12 protein-coding genes and 2 pseudogenes are annotated in these 15,097 nt (G+C 70.4%); 6 read left to right on the top strand and 8 right to left on the bottom strand.

The window, feature by feature from the left end:
• Position 1: 1 nt before the first annotated feature.
• A pseudogene (locus IG78_RS47110) lies at positions 2-389 on the top strand (NUDIX domain-containing protein); the annotation flags it as partial.
• Positions 390-1,056: 667 nt separating this feature from the next.
• Here the strand turns inward: IG78_RS47110 and IG78_RS0139525 are convergent.
• Positions 1,057-2,109, bottom strand: a complete 1,053-nt coding sequence (locus tag IG78_RS0139525; protein ID WP_030574093.1) for a type II toxin-antitoxin system Phd/YefM family antitoxin — start codon at positions 2,107-2,109, stop codon at positions 1,057-1,059.
• Positions 2,110-2,211: 102 nt separating this feature from the next.
• Positions 2,212-2,751, bottom strand: coding sequence for a cytochrome c oxidase assembly protein (locus tag IG78_RS52940; protein ID WP_225882413.1), 540 nt, complete (start codon positions 2,749-2,751; stop codon positions 2,212-2,214).
• A 227-nt stretch (positions 2,752-2,978) separates the two neighbouring features.
• On the opposite strand from IG78_RS52940, the gene IG78_RS0139515 reads away from it, so the two are divergent.
• The gene (locus IG78_RS0139515; RefSeq protein ID WP_030574088.1) at positions 2,979-6,422 is read left to right on the top strand and encodes a DNA polymerase III subunit alpha; all 3,444 of its coding nucleotides are present in this window, start codon (positions 2,979-2,981) and stop codon (positions 6,420-6,422) included.
• A 5-nt stretch (positions 6,423-6,427) separates the two neighbouring features.
• Positions 6,428-7,420 (top strand): DNA polymerase Y family protein, encoded by a 993-nt coding sequence (locus IG78_RS0139510; RefSeq protein WP_030574086.1) that lies wholly within the window; start codon positions 6,428-6,430, stop codon positions 7,418-7,420.
• 13 nt (positions 7,421-7,433) lie between these two features.
• On the opposite strand, the gene IG78_RS0139505 is transcribed toward IG78_RS0139510, so the two are convergent.
• The 4 genes from IG78_RS0139505 to IG78_RS52330 form a co-directional block, all read right to left on the bottom strand.
• On the bottom strand, positions 7,434-9,320 hold the full coding sequence (locus IG78_RS0139505; RefSeq protein WP_225882411.1) for an ABC transporter ATP-binding protein: 1,887 nt from the start codon (positions 9,318-9,320) through the stop codon (positions 7,434-7,436).
• Positions 9,321-9,387: 67 nt separating this feature from the next.
• Entirely contained in the window at positions 9,388-10,635 is a 1,248-nt protein-coding gene (locus tag IG78_RS0139500) for an asparagine synthase-related protein (RefSeq protein WP_030574082.1), read from the bottom strand.
• Positions 10,596-10,967 (bottom strand): hypothetical protein, encoded by a 372-nt coding sequence (locus IG78_RS0139495; protein WP_030574078.1) that lies wholly within the window; start codon positions 10,965-10,967, stop codon positions 10,596-10,598. Before IG78_RS0139495 ends, IG78_RS0139500 begins: the two co-directional genes overlap by 40 nt.
• A 96-nt stretch (positions 10,968-11,063) precedes the next feature.
• Complete coding sequence (locus IG78_RS52330) at positions 11,064-11,192, bottom strand: hypothetical protein (protein WP_263972758.1); 129 nt, start codon at positions 11,190-11,192, stop codon at positions 11,064-11,066.
• Between the two features lie 139 nt (positions 11,193-11,331).
• Between IG78_RS52330 and IG78_RS0139485 the strand changes: the two genes are divergently transcribed.
• Positions 11,332-12,711 carry an NsdA family TPR-like regulatory protein gene (locus tag IG78_RS0139485; RefSeq protein ID WP_030574074.1) on the top strand — a complete coding sequence of 460 codons (1,380 nt, stop codon included), beginning with the start codon at positions 11,332-11,334 and terminating at the stop codon, positions 12,709-12,711.
• Between the two features lie 90 nt (positions 12,712-12,801).
• On the opposite strand, the gene IG78_RS0139480 is transcribed toward IG78_RS0139485, so the two are convergent.
• Positions 12,802-13,308, bottom strand: coding sequence for a hypothetical protein (locus IG78_RS0139480; protein WP_030574071.1), 507 nt, complete (start codon positions 13,306-13,308; stop codon positions 12,802-12,804).
• A gap of 594 nt (positions 13,309-13,902) precedes the next feature.
• Between IG78_RS0139480 and IG78_RS0139470 the strand changes: the two genes are divergently transcribed.
• Positions 13,903-14,088 (top strand): hypothetical protein, encoded by a 186-nt coding sequence (locus IG78_RS0139470; protein ID WP_030574065.1) that lies wholly within the window; start codon positions 13,903-13,905, stop codon positions 14,086-14,088.
• A gap of 18 nt (positions 14,089-14,106) precedes the next feature.
• The gene (locus IG78_RS0139465) at positions 14,107-14,520 is read left to right on the top strand and encodes a hypothetical protein (RefSeq protein ID WP_030574062.1); all 414 of its coding nucleotides are present in this window, start codon (positions 14,107-14,109) and stop codon (positions 14,518-14,520) included.
• A gap of 206 nt (positions 14,521-14,726) precedes the next feature.
• Here the strand turns inward: IG78_RS0139465 and IG78_RS47100 are convergent.
• Positions 14,727-15,097 (bottom strand): annotated as a pseudogene (locus tag IG78_RS47100) (transposase); the annotation flags it as partial.

Below are 15,097 nucleotides of genomic sequence, written 5' to 3'. Positions count from 1 at the left end.
TCGTGATGAGCGTGGACGGATCCTCGTCCACCGACGCTCGGAGCAGGTATCGCGCTTCCCCGGGCTCTATGAGGTCGAGGTCGGTGGCGCCGCAAATGCCGGCGAGTCCTATGAACAGGCCGCCACGAGAGAGCTGGCCGAAGAGCTGGGCATCCGTGCGCTGCCACGCCTGCTGTTCACGTTCATCAACCGCAGCGGCTTGAGCCCTCACTGGCTCGGCGTGCACGAAGCCGTGCTGCCGGACGCCGTGGTCCCCGATCCCGATGAGGTCGCCTGGCATGGCTGGCTGACCGAGCCGGAGCTGCTCGGCTCTGCTGGAGTGGCGCTTCACCCCCGACAGCCACGAAGCCTTCAACCGGTATCTGGCGTCCCGGACCGCGCGGTCCTGACCTTGCCCATCACGCTCAGGCTCAGCGTCCCCGATCCAGCGCTACGCGCTGTCTGGACGCGGGATGCCGTGCCACACTCTGCATCGGCTCGCCCGACCACCCCGCACTACCGCATAAACTCCATCCGAGCCTTCGCGCGCCACGCTGCGGCAGCCTCTTCGCGGCGCCGGACCAGTTCGGCAATTCTGTCTCCACGCGAAGCATCCGCAGGCCGGAACGGAAGGTAACGAACGAGTAACGGCACCCGGTTATCCCTGAGGCACCAGCCTGCTTGATCCACGGTGGACCATCCAGTGCCCGCACGGGAGGCCTTCGCCGCAGCCCGCGAGGGCCTGCCACCACTTCCCGGTCCGCCACCCGCCGTCGAACTCCCCATACCTAGTTTCGTTCGGGTGTGGTGATGACCTTCCCGACGGGAAGGATGTGGCCGCGCTGGAGTTCCTGGCCGCCGCCACCGCATACCGCGCCGCCCACCTGCTACACCAGGAACTGCAGCCAGATGCCAGCGGACCGACCGCCGCCCTTCGCCCCGCTCGCCCTGAGCAGAGACGAGGATCTCGTACGCCTGGCCGCCGCCGACCCGCCCACCGGCATCCTCACCCGCCTGGCCTGCAGCTCATCGCAGGCAGCAGCCGATTCCTCGCCGCTGCCCGGGCCCGCCCCTGGTTCAGCGGCGGGCCGGACGGGCGCAGCGCACGTTCCCGGAGGTGATCGCGTTCCTGGGCAGGGCGAGGCCGAAGGCCCGTTCCAGGCCTTCGAAGAACAGCGCGATGTTGTCCGTCCAGTTGCCTGCCTTCTCCGCGATGCGCAGGTGCAGGTTGAGGAAGGACAGCGGCGCTTCCGGGGCGAACGGCGCCTCCCCCGGGGTGTACCAGATGAGCTCGTACATGTCCCGTCGGTCTTCGGCGCCGTCCTCGATCGGGAAGGGGTTCTGGTACACCCCCTCCTTGAAGTAGTCGAAGGTGTAGATGGCCTTGGCCATGGTCGCGCTGAGCGTGATCTGCTGCTCGGGAGGCGGGTCGAGGGAGCGGGAGAAGGTATGGTCGAAGTCGTGGTAGCCCAGCCACGTCCAGCCGTTCTCCTCCCCGAAGGCCAGCACGCGGGTGAGGTCGTCCGTGCCCTCCCGCGTGTCCCGCTCCCCGACCTGGTGGAGCAGCAGTCCGTCGGCGATGTCCTGCGCGTCGGCCCCGTAGGCGCGGGCGACGTCCTCGGCGGTCGGTCCCTTGATGAACACGAGTTCCGTGAAGGGCTCTTGGTTGCGCCAACTGTCGGCGATCCATGCCACGCCGTCGCCCACCGGGTCCTGGCGGGCGAGGAACTCCTCGAACGCGGCCGCCTGCTTCGGGGGCATGTAGCTCTGGCGGGCCGTGCGCGCCCTGTCCTCCAGCCAGGCGAGCTCCGCCACGGACCTCAGTTCGGCCACGACCACCCGGTCCCGCACGAAAGTCATCCGCCCCCCGTCAGCGTGCACGTACCGGATGTACGGGCCCTGCGGGTCCGGGCCGAACGGATGCCCCTGCCCCGATCTGGACCTGGGCCGGTGTCGCGCGCCGTGGACCCGTTGGGCGAAGTGTTCCAGCTCGGCGAGTTCCGCCGCGGGAAGAAGCACACTCGTCGGCTCGCCGCCGTCGATGACACACACCCGCTCGCCGGTCTCCTCAACGCGAGCGAGGAGACTCGCGAAGTCCGCTATGGCGTCGCTCAGTTCAACGTTGTCCATACGAGGGGACATTACTGGCGGTGATCCGGCGGCGGCCGCGGGGGTGGGGCGCCAGGCGGCTACCAGGTCGGCGGCGAGGAGCAGTTCGGCGATGTCAGTGCCTTAGTACATGATCTCCGCGCCGCCTTGGACCTGGTCGGCGGAGGGGCGTGGCTGTCGGTCCAGAAGCCGCCGTACATCAGGTGGGAGACCACCGAGTGCGCGACGGTGGTGACGGCGAGGCAGGCCAGCCGGGGGCTCGCTCCCGGGCCGGGTCGGGCCGCGATGGCGTGGGCGAACAGGCACCCCGGGCAGCAGGGAGTGGGCGTGCAGCAGCCAGTGTCCCGCCGGGTGGCTGATGGACGCGTTGTACAGGGGCGTGTCGTAGAGCAGGGCGAGATCGTCCGCGGACAGCAGCAGCGCGACGGCCGGATGGTGAGCACCCTGGCGGGCCGGCTGTGCAGGACCGCGGTCAGACTGCCTGCCCTGGCGCACCGGCAGGGTGCGCAGAAGCAGGGTGACAGGCAGCGACCATGGCGAGTGTGATCGGCGCGAGCGGCGGCAGAGTCCGGGGGAGCCGGGCGGTCGGCGGAGATTCCGTTGCGCGTGTGCACGGTCATGGAGCCACCGCGTGCCGAGCCGGATGCGCCCCCCGGCGGGCATGGCCAGTGGAGCGAGCGTCACCCCAGCCTGCCGGTCTCGTGGGAGGCGGCCAAGGCGCGGTGCCAGCCCCACAGCTCGACCAAATGTCATCGGTCACGAAAAGTCACAGATCGGGCGCACGCAGATGCTGAGCGAGCAGGACTCGCTCTGTTCGATTTATGTTCGATATATTCTCGACCAGAACAGGCCACATGGCTTGAACGGTTCCGGGGTGTGATGGGAGGCGCGTGGTGGGAGCAATCCACCTGCATACTTCATCCGGCTACTCCGCCCGTTACGGCGCCGCTCTGCCCGGTCTCCTGGTGCGGCGGGCCGCAGAACGGGATGTCTCGGCCCTTGCCCTGACCGATCGGGACACGGTGGCCGGCACTGTCCGCTTCGCCAAAGCCGCCGCGGCATCTGGGGTGCGCCCACTCTTCGGCGTGGACCTGGGCGTGGCTCCTGTAGCGGGGCCGAGCCGCAGTGCGGGGAGCACGCGGACTCCGGTGCGCGGTGGCGCGCACGTCGCCGAGGCGCCGTGGAGGATCACGCTGCTGGCGCAGGACCCTGGCGGGTGGGCCCGGCTGTGCCGGATCGTCTCGGCCGCCCACGCGCAATCCGTCAACGGGGCGCTGATGGCGGCCTGGCCGGTGCTGGAGGAGCACCTGGGGGAGGGCCTGCTGGTGCTTCTCGGCCCGGCCTCAGAGCCGGTGGCTGCCCTGATGTCAGGCCGCCCCGACGTGGCCGAACAGCTCCTTGCTCCCTGGCGGGCCGCCGCGGGTGCGGGACTGCGACTGGAAGCGGTGCATCTGGGAGGCACCGGGACCGGCGCGGGCTCGCTGCGGCTGGCCGCACGCACCCTTCAGCTCGGTGACGAGCTCGGGGTGCCGGTCGTGATGTCCAACGCGGTGCGCTACGCCGATCCCGCGCAACACCGTCTCGCGGACGTGCTGGACGCGGCCCGCCTCCTGCGCCCGGTCGACCGGCGGGCACTGGATGGCGGCGAGCGCTGGCTCAAGGGACCCGCCGGAATGGAGGAAGCCGCCGCCCGTACCGCTGAGGCTGCCGGGCACGGCCCTGCCCGCGCAGCGGCGCTCCTGGCCGAGACCGAAGCCGTCGCGGAGTCCTGCACGCTGACCCCGGCCGAGCTGGGGGTGGGCAAGCGCCACTTCCCCGAGCCGCACGTCGTCGGCGCTACCAGGGCGCGGGGCGGGGCGATGCGGCTGCTGCGCCAGCGCTGCGAGGCGGGCATGCACGCCCGCGGCCTGGACCAGGACGCGGCTGCAGTGCGCCAGATGGACTACGAACTGGACGTGATCGGCCGGCTCGGTTACGAGAGCTACTTCCTTGCGGTCGCACAGGTCGTGGCGGATGTGCGGGCGATGGGGGTGCGGGTCGCCGCCCGCGGGTCGGGCGCCGGATCCATGGTCAACCACGCGCTGTTCGTCGCCACAGCAAATCCTCTGGAGCACCGACTGCTGTTCGAACGCTTCCTGAGCGAGCGGCGCACCTCATTGCCGGATATCGACCTGGATGTGGAGTCCGCACGCCGCCTCGAGGTCTACGACAAGATCTTCGAACGCTTCGGCCCTGAGCGGGTCGCGGTGACCGGTATGCCCGAGACCTACCGGGCACGGCACGCGCTGCGCGATACCTCACTTGCGCTCGGCATCGCCCCACAGACGGCCGACCTCATTGCAAAATCGTTTCCTCACATCCGGGCCTGCGACATCTCTGCCGCGCTCACCGAACTGCCCGAGCTGCGCCAACTCGCCGCACGGAGAGAGGAGTTCGGGCCGCTGTTCGAGCTCGCCGAGGGACTGGACGGACTCGTGCGCGGCTACGCGATGCACCCCTGCGGCGTGATCCTGTCCGATGTGACCCTGCTGGACCGGCTGCCGGTGCAACCCACACCCGGCGGTCAGTACCCCATGCTGCAAGCCGACAAAGAGGACATAGAGGACCTCGGCCTCCTGAAGCTGGACGTGCTCGGCGTGCGCATGCAGTCGGCCATGGCGTACGCCGTCGACCAGATCAAGGACACCACCGGTCAAGAGATCGACCTCGACGACAGCCGACAGGTTCCGCTGGATGACTTCTGGGCCTTCAAGCTCATTCAAAACAGCGACACGATCGGCCTGTTCCAGCTCGAAAGTCCAGGTCAGCAGGACCTCGTGGGAAGACTGGAGCCGCGCAGCCCACAGGACGTCATCGCCGACATCTCGCTGTTCAGGCCCGGACCCGTGTCTTCGAAAATGCCGGAACGTTTCATTGCGGCCAGGCACGGAGCGGCCCCCGAGTATCCGCATCCGGACCTGGAGGCGGTGCTCGCCGATACGTACGGCGTGGTCATCTGGCACGAGCAGATCATCGACATCTTCGCCACCCTCACCGGCTGCGACCGGGCGATGGCCGAAGTGGCCCGCCGCGCCCTGGGTAACAAGGAGCGCCTGCCGCGGGTGCGCGCCTGGTTCTACGTCAAGGCTGCCGAACAGGGCTACGAGGCGGCCTCGCTCGACCGGACGTGGGAGATCGTCGAGGCGTTCGGGGCGTACGGATTCTGCCGGGCGCACGCCGTCGCATTTGCCGTGCCGGCCCTGCAGAGCGCCTGGTTGAAAGCGCACCACCCGGCCGCCCTTTATTCGGGTCTGCTGGAGCATGACCCGGGGATGTGGCCCCGCCGGGTCATCGTCGCCGATGCCCGCCGCCACAACGTGCCGGTGCTGCCCGTCGACATCAGCCGCTCCAAGGCCGCCCACCAGGTGGAGCAGCTCGACGACGGACGGCTGGGCGTTCGTCTGTCCTTGTCCCTGGTCAAGGGCATCGACGAGGCGCAGGTGCAGCGGATCGTCGCCGGGCAGCCGTACGCCTCACTCCAAGACCTCTGGGAGCGGGCCCGGCCCGCGCGGCCGACCGCCGAGCGGCTCGTGGAGATCGGCGCCCTGGACACGGTGCGCGGCACGCTCACCCGCCGTGACCTGCTCTTGCAGACGGCCGAGCTGCATCGCGCCACCCGTGCCCGCCCGGACGACGGCCAACTCGCCCTGGACGGTGCCATGGCGGCCGCCGAGCCGAGCGGCCTGCCGGAGATGACCGCCCGCGAGGCGCTCGGCGCGGAACTCAACGTCCTGCAGATCGACGTCTCGCGGCACCTCATGGAGCATCACCACCGGCTGCTGCGCGAGATCGGTGCCACCGACGCTGCCCACCTGCAGGCACTGCATGCCGGGCAGCAGGTTCTCGTCGCCGGCGTCCGCGCCTCCACGCAGACCCCACCTCTGGCGTCGGGCCGCCGCGTGATCTTCGTCAGCCTCGAGGACGGGTCCGGACTCGTCGACGTCGCGTTCTTCGAGGATGCGCACGAGCAGTGCGCGCACACCGTCTTCCACGCCGGCCTTCTGCTGGTGCGCGGCACCGTGCAACGCCGCGGCCCGCGACGCACGGTGGTCGGCGCGATGGTCTGGGATCTCGACGAACTCGCCGCCGCCCGCCGCGACCTGGGCCCCGAGGCCGCGCTGCGCATCCTCGGGCGCAGCACGCCGCAGCCGACCCCCGCCCAGGCGCCGCAGCGGACGCTGGCCAACGGCACGGCAAGGGCCCGGCTCCACCCGTACGCGGATCTCCAGCCCGCGGGCACCCGCTCCGCGGACCTGAAAGCCCTGGGCTACACGAGTCCGGGAAGCGCGGGGTGACCACGATGACCAGGCAGCGGCAGATCCTCCATGTGCACTTCTTCCTCTCCGGACATGCCCCCGATACGTACGGCGAGGTGCTGGCGCTCCTGGAGGACCTCACGCCCCGCGTGATGGCGCTGCCGCCGGACGGCGCCGACCTGGATGTCACCGGAGCGTTGCGTTTTTGGGACCGCGATGCCCGCAGGCTGGGGGATCTGCTGCGGCTCAGAGTTGCCGCTCTCTTCGGGATCGAGACGACGCTTGCCGCGGCGCCCAACCGGATGCTCGCCACCATGGCGGCCGCCGTCACCCCGCCCGGCCAGATGACTGTCATCAGCCACGACCCGGCCTCCGTCCGAGCGTTCCTGCGAGCGCGCCCGGTCGGCTCGCTGCTCGGCGTTGGCCCGGCCACGGCCAAGACGCTCGCCCGGCACGGTCTGCACACCATCGGCGACCTGGCGGACGCTCCGCCCCTGGCTCTACAGCGCCTGCTCGGCGCCGCCACCAGCCGCACCCTTCACGAACGCGCGCACGGACATGACGACCGCTCCGTCGTCACGGAGCCAGTGGCGTGTTCAGCGAGCGCCGAGCACCGCTTCGACCACGACGAGCTCGATCCGGTCCAGCACCACCGAGCTCTGCTGGCTCTTGCCGGGCAGCTCGGCACGCGCCTGCGGGCCGGCTCGCAGGTGGCCGACGTCGTAGCGATCACCGTCCGGTACGCGGACGGAACGACGACTACCCGCAGCCGGACCTTGCCGGAAGCCACGCACCACACCACGGCCCTGGCGGACGTGGCCTACAGCCTCTACGCGGCTCTCGGCCTGCAGCGAGCGCGCGTGCGCGGGATCACGATGCGATGCGAGGGCCTTGGGCCCGCCGAGGGTGCATCCCGCCAGCTGAGCTTCGATCAGAGCGTCGACAAACGCCTGCTCATCGAGGAGGTTCAGGATCGCGCCCGTCGGCGCTACGGGACTGATGTGATCAAGCCCGGTGCGCTGGCCGCAGGATGGTAGCCGCGGCGGGTGCTCACCGGTCCTGGGAGAGTTTGTAGAGCTCGGCCAGCACCCCGCCCGAGTCGAGGAGTTCCTCGAACGTCCCGGACTCGGCAACACGGCCGCAGGCCAGCACGATGACGCGGTCCGCGATGCGCGCGTTGTCCAGGTTGTGGGTCACGAAGAGCGCGGCCTTGCCTGCGGCGAGCTTCTTGAACCGGCTGATCACAAGGTGCTCGGCGCGCGGATCCATGGCACTGGTCGGCTCGTCCAGCATCAGCATGGTCGCGTCCCTGTAGAAGGCGCGGGCGACCGCGATGCGCTGCCACTGCCCGCCGGACAGGTCGGTGCCGCCCCAGTTCGAGCTGGCGACCAGGGTGTCGAGGCCGTACGGCGACTTGGCGATGACGCTGTCGGCGCCGGCCGAGCGGGCGGCTTCGAGGAGGAGGGTGTCGTCTTCGGCGCGGGGCTGGCCGAGGTGGATGTTGGCGCGCAGGTCCATGGGCCAGCGCGTGTAGTCCTGCGGCACCAGGCCGACCCGGGCCCACACGCTGTGCGGGTCGGCCTCGGCGAGGTCGATGCCGTCCCAGGTCACCGTGCCGCTGGTCGCGGTGCGCAGGCCGGTGAACAGGGCGGACAGGGTGGTCTTGCCGCTGCCGTTCTCGCCGACGAGGGCGATGAGTTCGCCGCGGCGCAGAGTGAGGCTGACGCCGTCGACCGCCGGTGTCTCGGCGCCGGGGTAGGTGTAGGTGACGTTCTCGGCGCGGATCTCGGCGGGCCCGGCGGCCTCGATCTGGGTGGTGCCGCGTACGGCGCGCAGGGCCATTGCCCGGCGCAAGAAGACCTGCCAGTCCTCCAGGTACAAGCTCGTGCGGAACAGCCGCGCCGCGGCCATGACCATGGAGGTCAGGGCGCCGGTCGAGGTACGTACGGCGATGACCGCGGTGGCGGCGATGGCCAGGTCCATCCGCCCGGTGGCGGCGAGCCAGCCGAGGACGGCCCAGGTCGCGGCGAGCATCAGCCCGCTGATGGCCGCGCCGAGGAGGGTGACGCGCAGGACGCGCGGTGCGGCCGCGCGGTGGGTGGCCTTGATCCGGTCCGTGATCTTGCGGTACCAGTTCGTCAGGAAGCCGGCCATGGTCGTGGCGCGGACCTCGGCGGCGGTGCGGCGGTCGGTGGAGTAGTAGCGGAGCAGGTAGCGCAGGTGGTTGTCCGAGATGTTCTGGTAGTCCGCGCGGTGCTGGATACGCGCCGAGGCGATGGCCGCGGCCCCCTTGGGCACGACGGCCAGCAGCAGAAGGGGGAGAAGAAGGGGGTGCAGCACCGTCAGCACGGAGGCGGCGGCGATGAGCTGGGCGAGCGCGGAGACCATCGCCTGGGCGTCACCGATCAGGTTCCCGGTCGCTTCCGCGCCCTTGCCGGCAGCCTGCAGGCGGTCGGTGAACCCGGGCCGGTCGTACGCCTCCAGCTCGACCTCGGGGGTGGCGGCGATGATCTGGAGGTCCGCCTCGGTGGCGACCTCCGGAGCGAGCCGGGCGGAGGCGTACACGGCGAGCGCGTCCGCGGCGGCCCGTACCCCGGTGGCGACCGCGACCACGATCAACGAGCCGGTCGCCGCGGACACCCGGTCGGCGACCGGGCCGCCGGTGAACAGGTGTTTCATCGCCCCGGGCAGTGCGCCGAGCGCGACGGCCGAGGAGACGGCGACGACCAGCTGACAGGCGGCGAGCCAGAGCATCGCGGGCCGGTCGGCAGCCCACCCGAGCCGCGCGGCCGCGGCGAGCGTACCAGGGAGCCGGGCGGCCATCTGCCACCAGGAGGCGTTCGCGATGTCTTCGAAATGCGGGTCGGTCCGGTAGCCGACCTGCTGCGGGGAACCGGAGGTTTTCGGGGTGGGCGAGGACTGCGTCACCCGCCCCATCCTGCTGCGTACGCAGGGGCGACCGGGGCCATTTGAGCCGAAGTCGCCCGCGTGGTGGACGAGCCGTCTACAGGGCCCGCAGGGCCAGTTCGACGGCGGTGATCAGGAACAGCCCGGTGCGGTACGGGGCCGCCTCGTCGGGGTCGAGGGCCGCCCGCTCGACGGTCTCCGAGAGCACGGCCGCATCGAGGAATCCCTGCTCGACCAGGTGCAGGTCCTTGCCCCAGCTGCGGAGCAGGCCGCTGCTGTACTCGTGCACGGCCCGGTTCATCAAGTGCCCGAAATTCTCCCGCATCACCGGGTGCACTACGGCGTCCGGGAGGCCGCGGGCGACGAAGCGTTCCGTCAGCAGCCGCTTGTCCCGCTTCCAGTCCAAGGGGAGGCGCTGCCCGAATCGCACCAGCTCAGGATCCGTGAACGGGGTGATCGCCCACAGGCCCCGGCGGGCCAGCAGCGGGGTCGCGACCTCCAGGGCGACCAGCGCGGTCTCCGGCGCCACCGTGGCCGGGGAGATCCCGGTGTTCACCTCCCCGAGCAGGTCGCGGACTCTCTCGCCGCACCAGGTGGGCGCCTCGGGTGTACGGACAGGCCCGCCGTCGGGCCGTCGTACGCGGGCGACTTCGTCGCCGCCGAACCCAGCCACCACCGTCGTGATGCCGCGCGCCATCAGCGCCTGCGCGAGCGCGTCGGCCGCTTCCAGGTGCGGCTCGTCCAGCGGGCTGATCGCCTCGGCGTGGGCCCGGCGCAGCCCACCTGGGGCGAGCGGCGGGTGGTCGGCGGCGGGCACCGTGATGTCGGGGGCGAAGCCGGTGTGGTCGATGACCATGCGGCGCCGCGCGGCCTGCTGCGGTCCGGCCTCGCCGCCGATGAGCAGCGCGCACGGCGTGATCAGGCCCGGATATGCGGCCGCGAGCGAGATGGCGAGGTTGGTGGAGTCCTTCCCGCCGGACAGATGGGCCGCGGTCTGCGCGGGGGTGAGGGGGCGGCGGGCGTAGATGTGGTCGACGAGCGCCTCGAACGCGCTCACCAGCGCGGGCCCCTCCGTTCCCTCGGCGAGCTCGGAGGTGCGAGCGTGCTCGGCCGCGGCCGGGTAGACCATGCGCAGTTCGTCGGCGTCCACATACGCGCTCGACCGCTCGGAGAGCCGCTTGATGCTGGTGAAGAGGGTGTCGTGCCCGTACCGGGGGTGCCCGGTCAGCAGTCGCATGACCTCCTTCTCGTCCAGCCGGTCCGGCGCCTGCCGCTCGCGCAGGTCCATCAGCTGCCACGATCCGGTCAACTGCTTCTGGTCGTAGGCGAGATAGAGCGGGCACACCCGCCGAGGCCGGTCTCCAGGCGCACGCCGTCCGTGCCCGCCTCGATCCATACGGACTGGAGCGGCCACTGACGGCACTCCTGGAGCGCGCGGGCGTACACCGCGGCATCAACCCGTACCGGCGCGGTCGAGCGCAGCAGCGAGGCGCGGTCGGCGGCCCGCTCGCGCACGACCATCAAGGTGCGGGTGCCGTCCGTGACGGCCCGTGCCTCCAGGGCGGGGTTGGCCAGCGGCCGGATGCGGTCCTCGCCCCGCGTCCAGCAGCCGTCCCTCTGGTCACACCACTGCCACGGGCCCGTTCCGGTCCGCAGGTTGACCGACATCGTCAACATCTGAACTCCCTCTCCAACGGCGGGTGGACATGCGACGGGGCCCGCGCGGCGCATGCCGGGCGCGGGCCCCGGTAGTGCTGGTGCGGCGGTGCTGGGTCAGTCCTCGAACCTGCCCTGGTCCGAAGACTCCTGCGGCTTCTCGTCGAAGCGCGCGGTGTCACTGGGCACCGCGGTGATCTCCGGACCGGCGAACACGGACTCCCACGGGCGACTCTGGTCCTTCATCACGAACCCCTTCCACTCGACCCACCCCGGCGACCCAACGTCACCGGGCTTCACCAACCAGTGAACTGGGCGGGGGAGTTCGCGAGTACCGTACGGAGCGCGCAAGGCCGTATATCGCGTATACGAGGTCGGGGACGCCATGACCCAGCGCACTGCGAACCACCAGCTCAAGCAGCTCGTCGACGAGTCCGGGCTGCCCCTGGACGGCGTCGCCCGCGCGGTGCGCGCCGTAGCGGCGGAGAGCGGGCAGCGTCTGGGGACCAACAGGTCGGCGGTGCACCACTGGATCGGCGGCGCGGAACCCTCCGGACTGACCCCCGGCTACCTGGCCGAGGCCCTCTCCCGGCGCCTGGGGCGCCGGGTCACCCGCGCAGACCTCGGACTCGGTTCCCTGCCCGGCGGCGAAGATGAAAGCATCGGGTTGACGCTGGACCTCGACCCGATCGAGACGCTGACCGCCGTGGGAGCCGCCGACGTGAACCGCCGCCAGATCCTCGCCGCCTCCGCCTTCTCCCTGGCCGCTGCCACGCTCTCCCTGGAGACCGTCCAGGCCGCCGCCGCCCGCACCCGCACGATCAGCGGCGGTGCCGTCGCCGGTCGCGCCGACGTCGCCGCGGTACGCGACATGGTCAAGCTCTTCATGGACATGGACGAGAAGCACGGCGGCCAGCACGGCCGCTCCGCGTTCGTGCAGTACCTGATCACCGACGTCCGCACCCTGTGCCGGTCTCGCTTCGTCTCCGAGGACGTACGGGCCGAGGCATTGTCCGTCGCCTCCGCCGGCGCGCACTTGGCCGGGTGGAAGGCGTACGACTCCGGGGAACAGGGACTCGCCCAGCGGTACTACTTGCAGTCGCTGGCACTCGCGCGGGAGTCCGGCATCACCGGGCAGGACGGCTTCGTGATGCGGACCATGTCGCAGCAGGGCATGAAGCTGCACCGGCCCGAGCACTGCCTCGCGCTCGCCGAGACCGGCTGGGACCGCGCCAAGGGCCGGGTCTCCTCCCAGGTCGAGGCGCTGTTCGCCATCACCCACGCGCACGCCCTCGCCAAGACCGGCCAGAGGCCGCAGGCCCTCACCGACCTCGACCGCGCCCACGCCGCGCTCGCGGCCGGAGCCGACGACGACGTCCCGTTCTGGGCCCTGGTCTGGGGACCGCCCGCCGCCACGGTGCACAGCCGATCGGCCAAAGTCTTCGAGACGCTCGGCGATCGCCCCAACTCCGCCCGCAGCTACGCGACCGCCGCCGCGAGCCGACCGGGCACGACGTACGCGCGGATCATCGCGCTCGATCTCGTCGCCCAGGCCGAGCAGCAGGCCAAGCAGGAGGGCATCGAGGAGGCATGCACCACCTGGGGCCGGGCCGTCGACACCATGGCCGGGGTGAGGTCGACTCGCACCTTGAAGGCGGTTCGCTCCCTTCGCTCCGACCTGCGCCCATATCGGGCCCGCGGGGTTCGGTGCGCCGCCGAACTCGACGAGCGGGCCCGCCTCTTCCTGGCCTCCCACCCGAACTGACTGCGCTGGCACCGTCGGCCAGACCGACCGCCGTGGCAGGAGGCCAACGCGCCTGGCCCCGCCGTGCTCGTGCCGCCCGCTCCGGCTCCGTCAGGGAGCTGCGGCCTCGATGAGCTTCGCCTGCTCAAGCTCTGCGAGGACCCTGCAGTCGTCACCACGCCCGGAGCCCCACACGAGCGACCAGACGGCCGGATCGGCAGCACATACGGCAGAGGCCAGCGCGTCGAGCGTCCGGACCACGCGCTCGGCGCCCAGGTGAACTTTCCCGCCGACGTACGCCCGGTCGATCTCCTCTCGGCCCCGCTCGGCATCGGCATCCCGGAACTTCTCCAGGGCGTCCTGCGTGCGCAGTTCGCCGTCCTGGTGCGTGAGGAGGTGCCGCAGGTCCCTGGCCCACTTCACGTCAGCCGTGTCCACCTCACTCTTGAGCACGGCGTGGGCTTTGACGAGCGTCCCCCAGGGCGGCGACTCGAAGCCCCTGCTGGCCAGCCGCAGACTGCATTGTTGGCCGTCGATCGTGACCCGGTATCCGTTCAGCACCTCCTGCAGGGCCTGCTCCAGGTAGACCTCGAAGGCTGTGACGCCAGCCTTCAGCACCGAGGCCTCGCTCAACCAAAGGGGGGGCCCGGGGCGCGAGGTACTCGGGGTCTGCTGCCAGGCCGTTTGAAGGTCAGTCGACGGGGCCTTCGGTCCATGCGAGCGTCCCGGGGAAATCCGGGTCTCTGTCGGTTACTTCCCACTCGTCGTCGCCCGGCAGTGTCGCGATCCAAGGACGCGGTGAGGCCAGTAAGTCCCCGACGAAGCCCAGGGCACTGGCGAAGGAGCTCCAAAGGGGATCCACCTCCCAGTGGAAGCACTGTTCGATGTCCCACCAGCCGAGTCTGCCTGTCCTGGTGTCGACCAGGAGCTGCGTAACGCTCAATGCTGCGAAAGGGACGAGGAAAGGCTTGTCTCCCCGACAGACTCGTACAAGCGCTCCAGATCTGCGCGAGTGCAAGGAGCCGGCAGCGGATCTTCTTCCGGGGCGTGCTGAGCTATCCAGCGTTCGATCTTGCCCCACGACTCCTCGACACTCACGCGCCCTCCTCCACCCGGCCGGAGGTCAAGGATCCCAACTCCTCAACGGCGAGGACACCCGCCGAAGTTCAAAGATCGTTTCTGAGAGCCCGTCTCTGGTTCATCACAAAAGGGGTGCCATCCTGGCCGGGGGACTACATCCTGACCGGCGGCGAGGAGAAGCTCGCCGAGTTCTGCCAGGGGTTCACGGACCGCCAACTCGCCCTCGTCGGAATGGAGAACAGTATGGCCGCCCAGTACAAGGGGAACCTTGCCGCTTTCCGCAAGCAGGCCGCGAAGCGGGCGGCGGCGGCCAGGTAGAACGGGCAGGGTTACTTCATGAGCATCCTCTTGATCCTCGTAGCTGTCCTCATCGGGCTCTGGTGTTACCCACTGTTCGGCGGGAATTGGCGCCGCAGTCCCCTCTGGTTCGCCGTGAACGCCGTGATCCTCCTGCTGGGGACTGGGATCACCTACCTCATCGGCGCCCTCGCCGGCGGGCTGGACACGGGGGAGGAATGCCAAAACGCAGGCCAAGCCTACGACTCGGCGTATCGCAGTGCGCACCTCCACGAATTCAGGCGGTGGTACCCACTGCACGAAAAGTGCAACGCGGGTTACGACCTGGTCCCGGCCTGGGTGAACCCCGCCCTGATCGTCCTCCCCATCCTGGCCACACCCTGCCTCGCGTACTCCGTACGACTGGCCGTCATCCATCGCCGTACCAAGAAGGACACCTCACGAACGATGTGAGCAGGCGCCGCGTACTTGGTACCGCCGGTGGCCTGGCAGGGGCTGTTGCCCTCGGCGGACTTATGGCCCCGGCGGCTGTCAACCTGCTCCGTACTGGGCACTGCACCCCCCTGCCGGGCCGGAGCACGGCCCCGTGGCCGCGGAAAGGGGAACTGCAGCACGCCTAGCTCTCGGTAGAGTCCATCCGTCGGCCCACACCGCGAAGGCGCACTGCTCCAACGAGTGGAGCATCCGAGAGCTCTCCGCAAAGGCCGGCGGATCAGGGTGCCCTCGATGATGGGGAGTTCGCCGTCGTGGTCGATCCACGCGCTGCGGGTGGTGAGCCGAGGGTGGATACGGTCCCAGGCCATCGCCTTCCCGGTGCCGTAACGGTCGGTGACCTGCACCGTCTCCGCGTCCGGCTCGCCCCAGGTATCGGGCCTGGCGAAGCGGAACTCCTTGCCGTGCTTCGGCGGTCGCCCGCCCTGGGGACAGGACAGGGCGTACTCCTTGAGTGAGGGTGTCGGCCGTCGCATGACACGGTCCGCACGCATCCGTCCCAGCACCTCGACGGGCAGGCCGTCCAGGAGGTAGGCCA

The sequence above is a fragment of the Streptomyces aureocirculatus genome (assembly GCF_000720475.1).
GTDB lineage: Bacteria > Actinomycetota > Actinomycetes > Streptomycetales > Streptomycetaceae > Streptomyces > Streptomyces aureocirculatus.
Note: the sequence above shows the minus strand (reverse complement) of the source record. Positions and strands in the feature narration are given on the sequence as shown.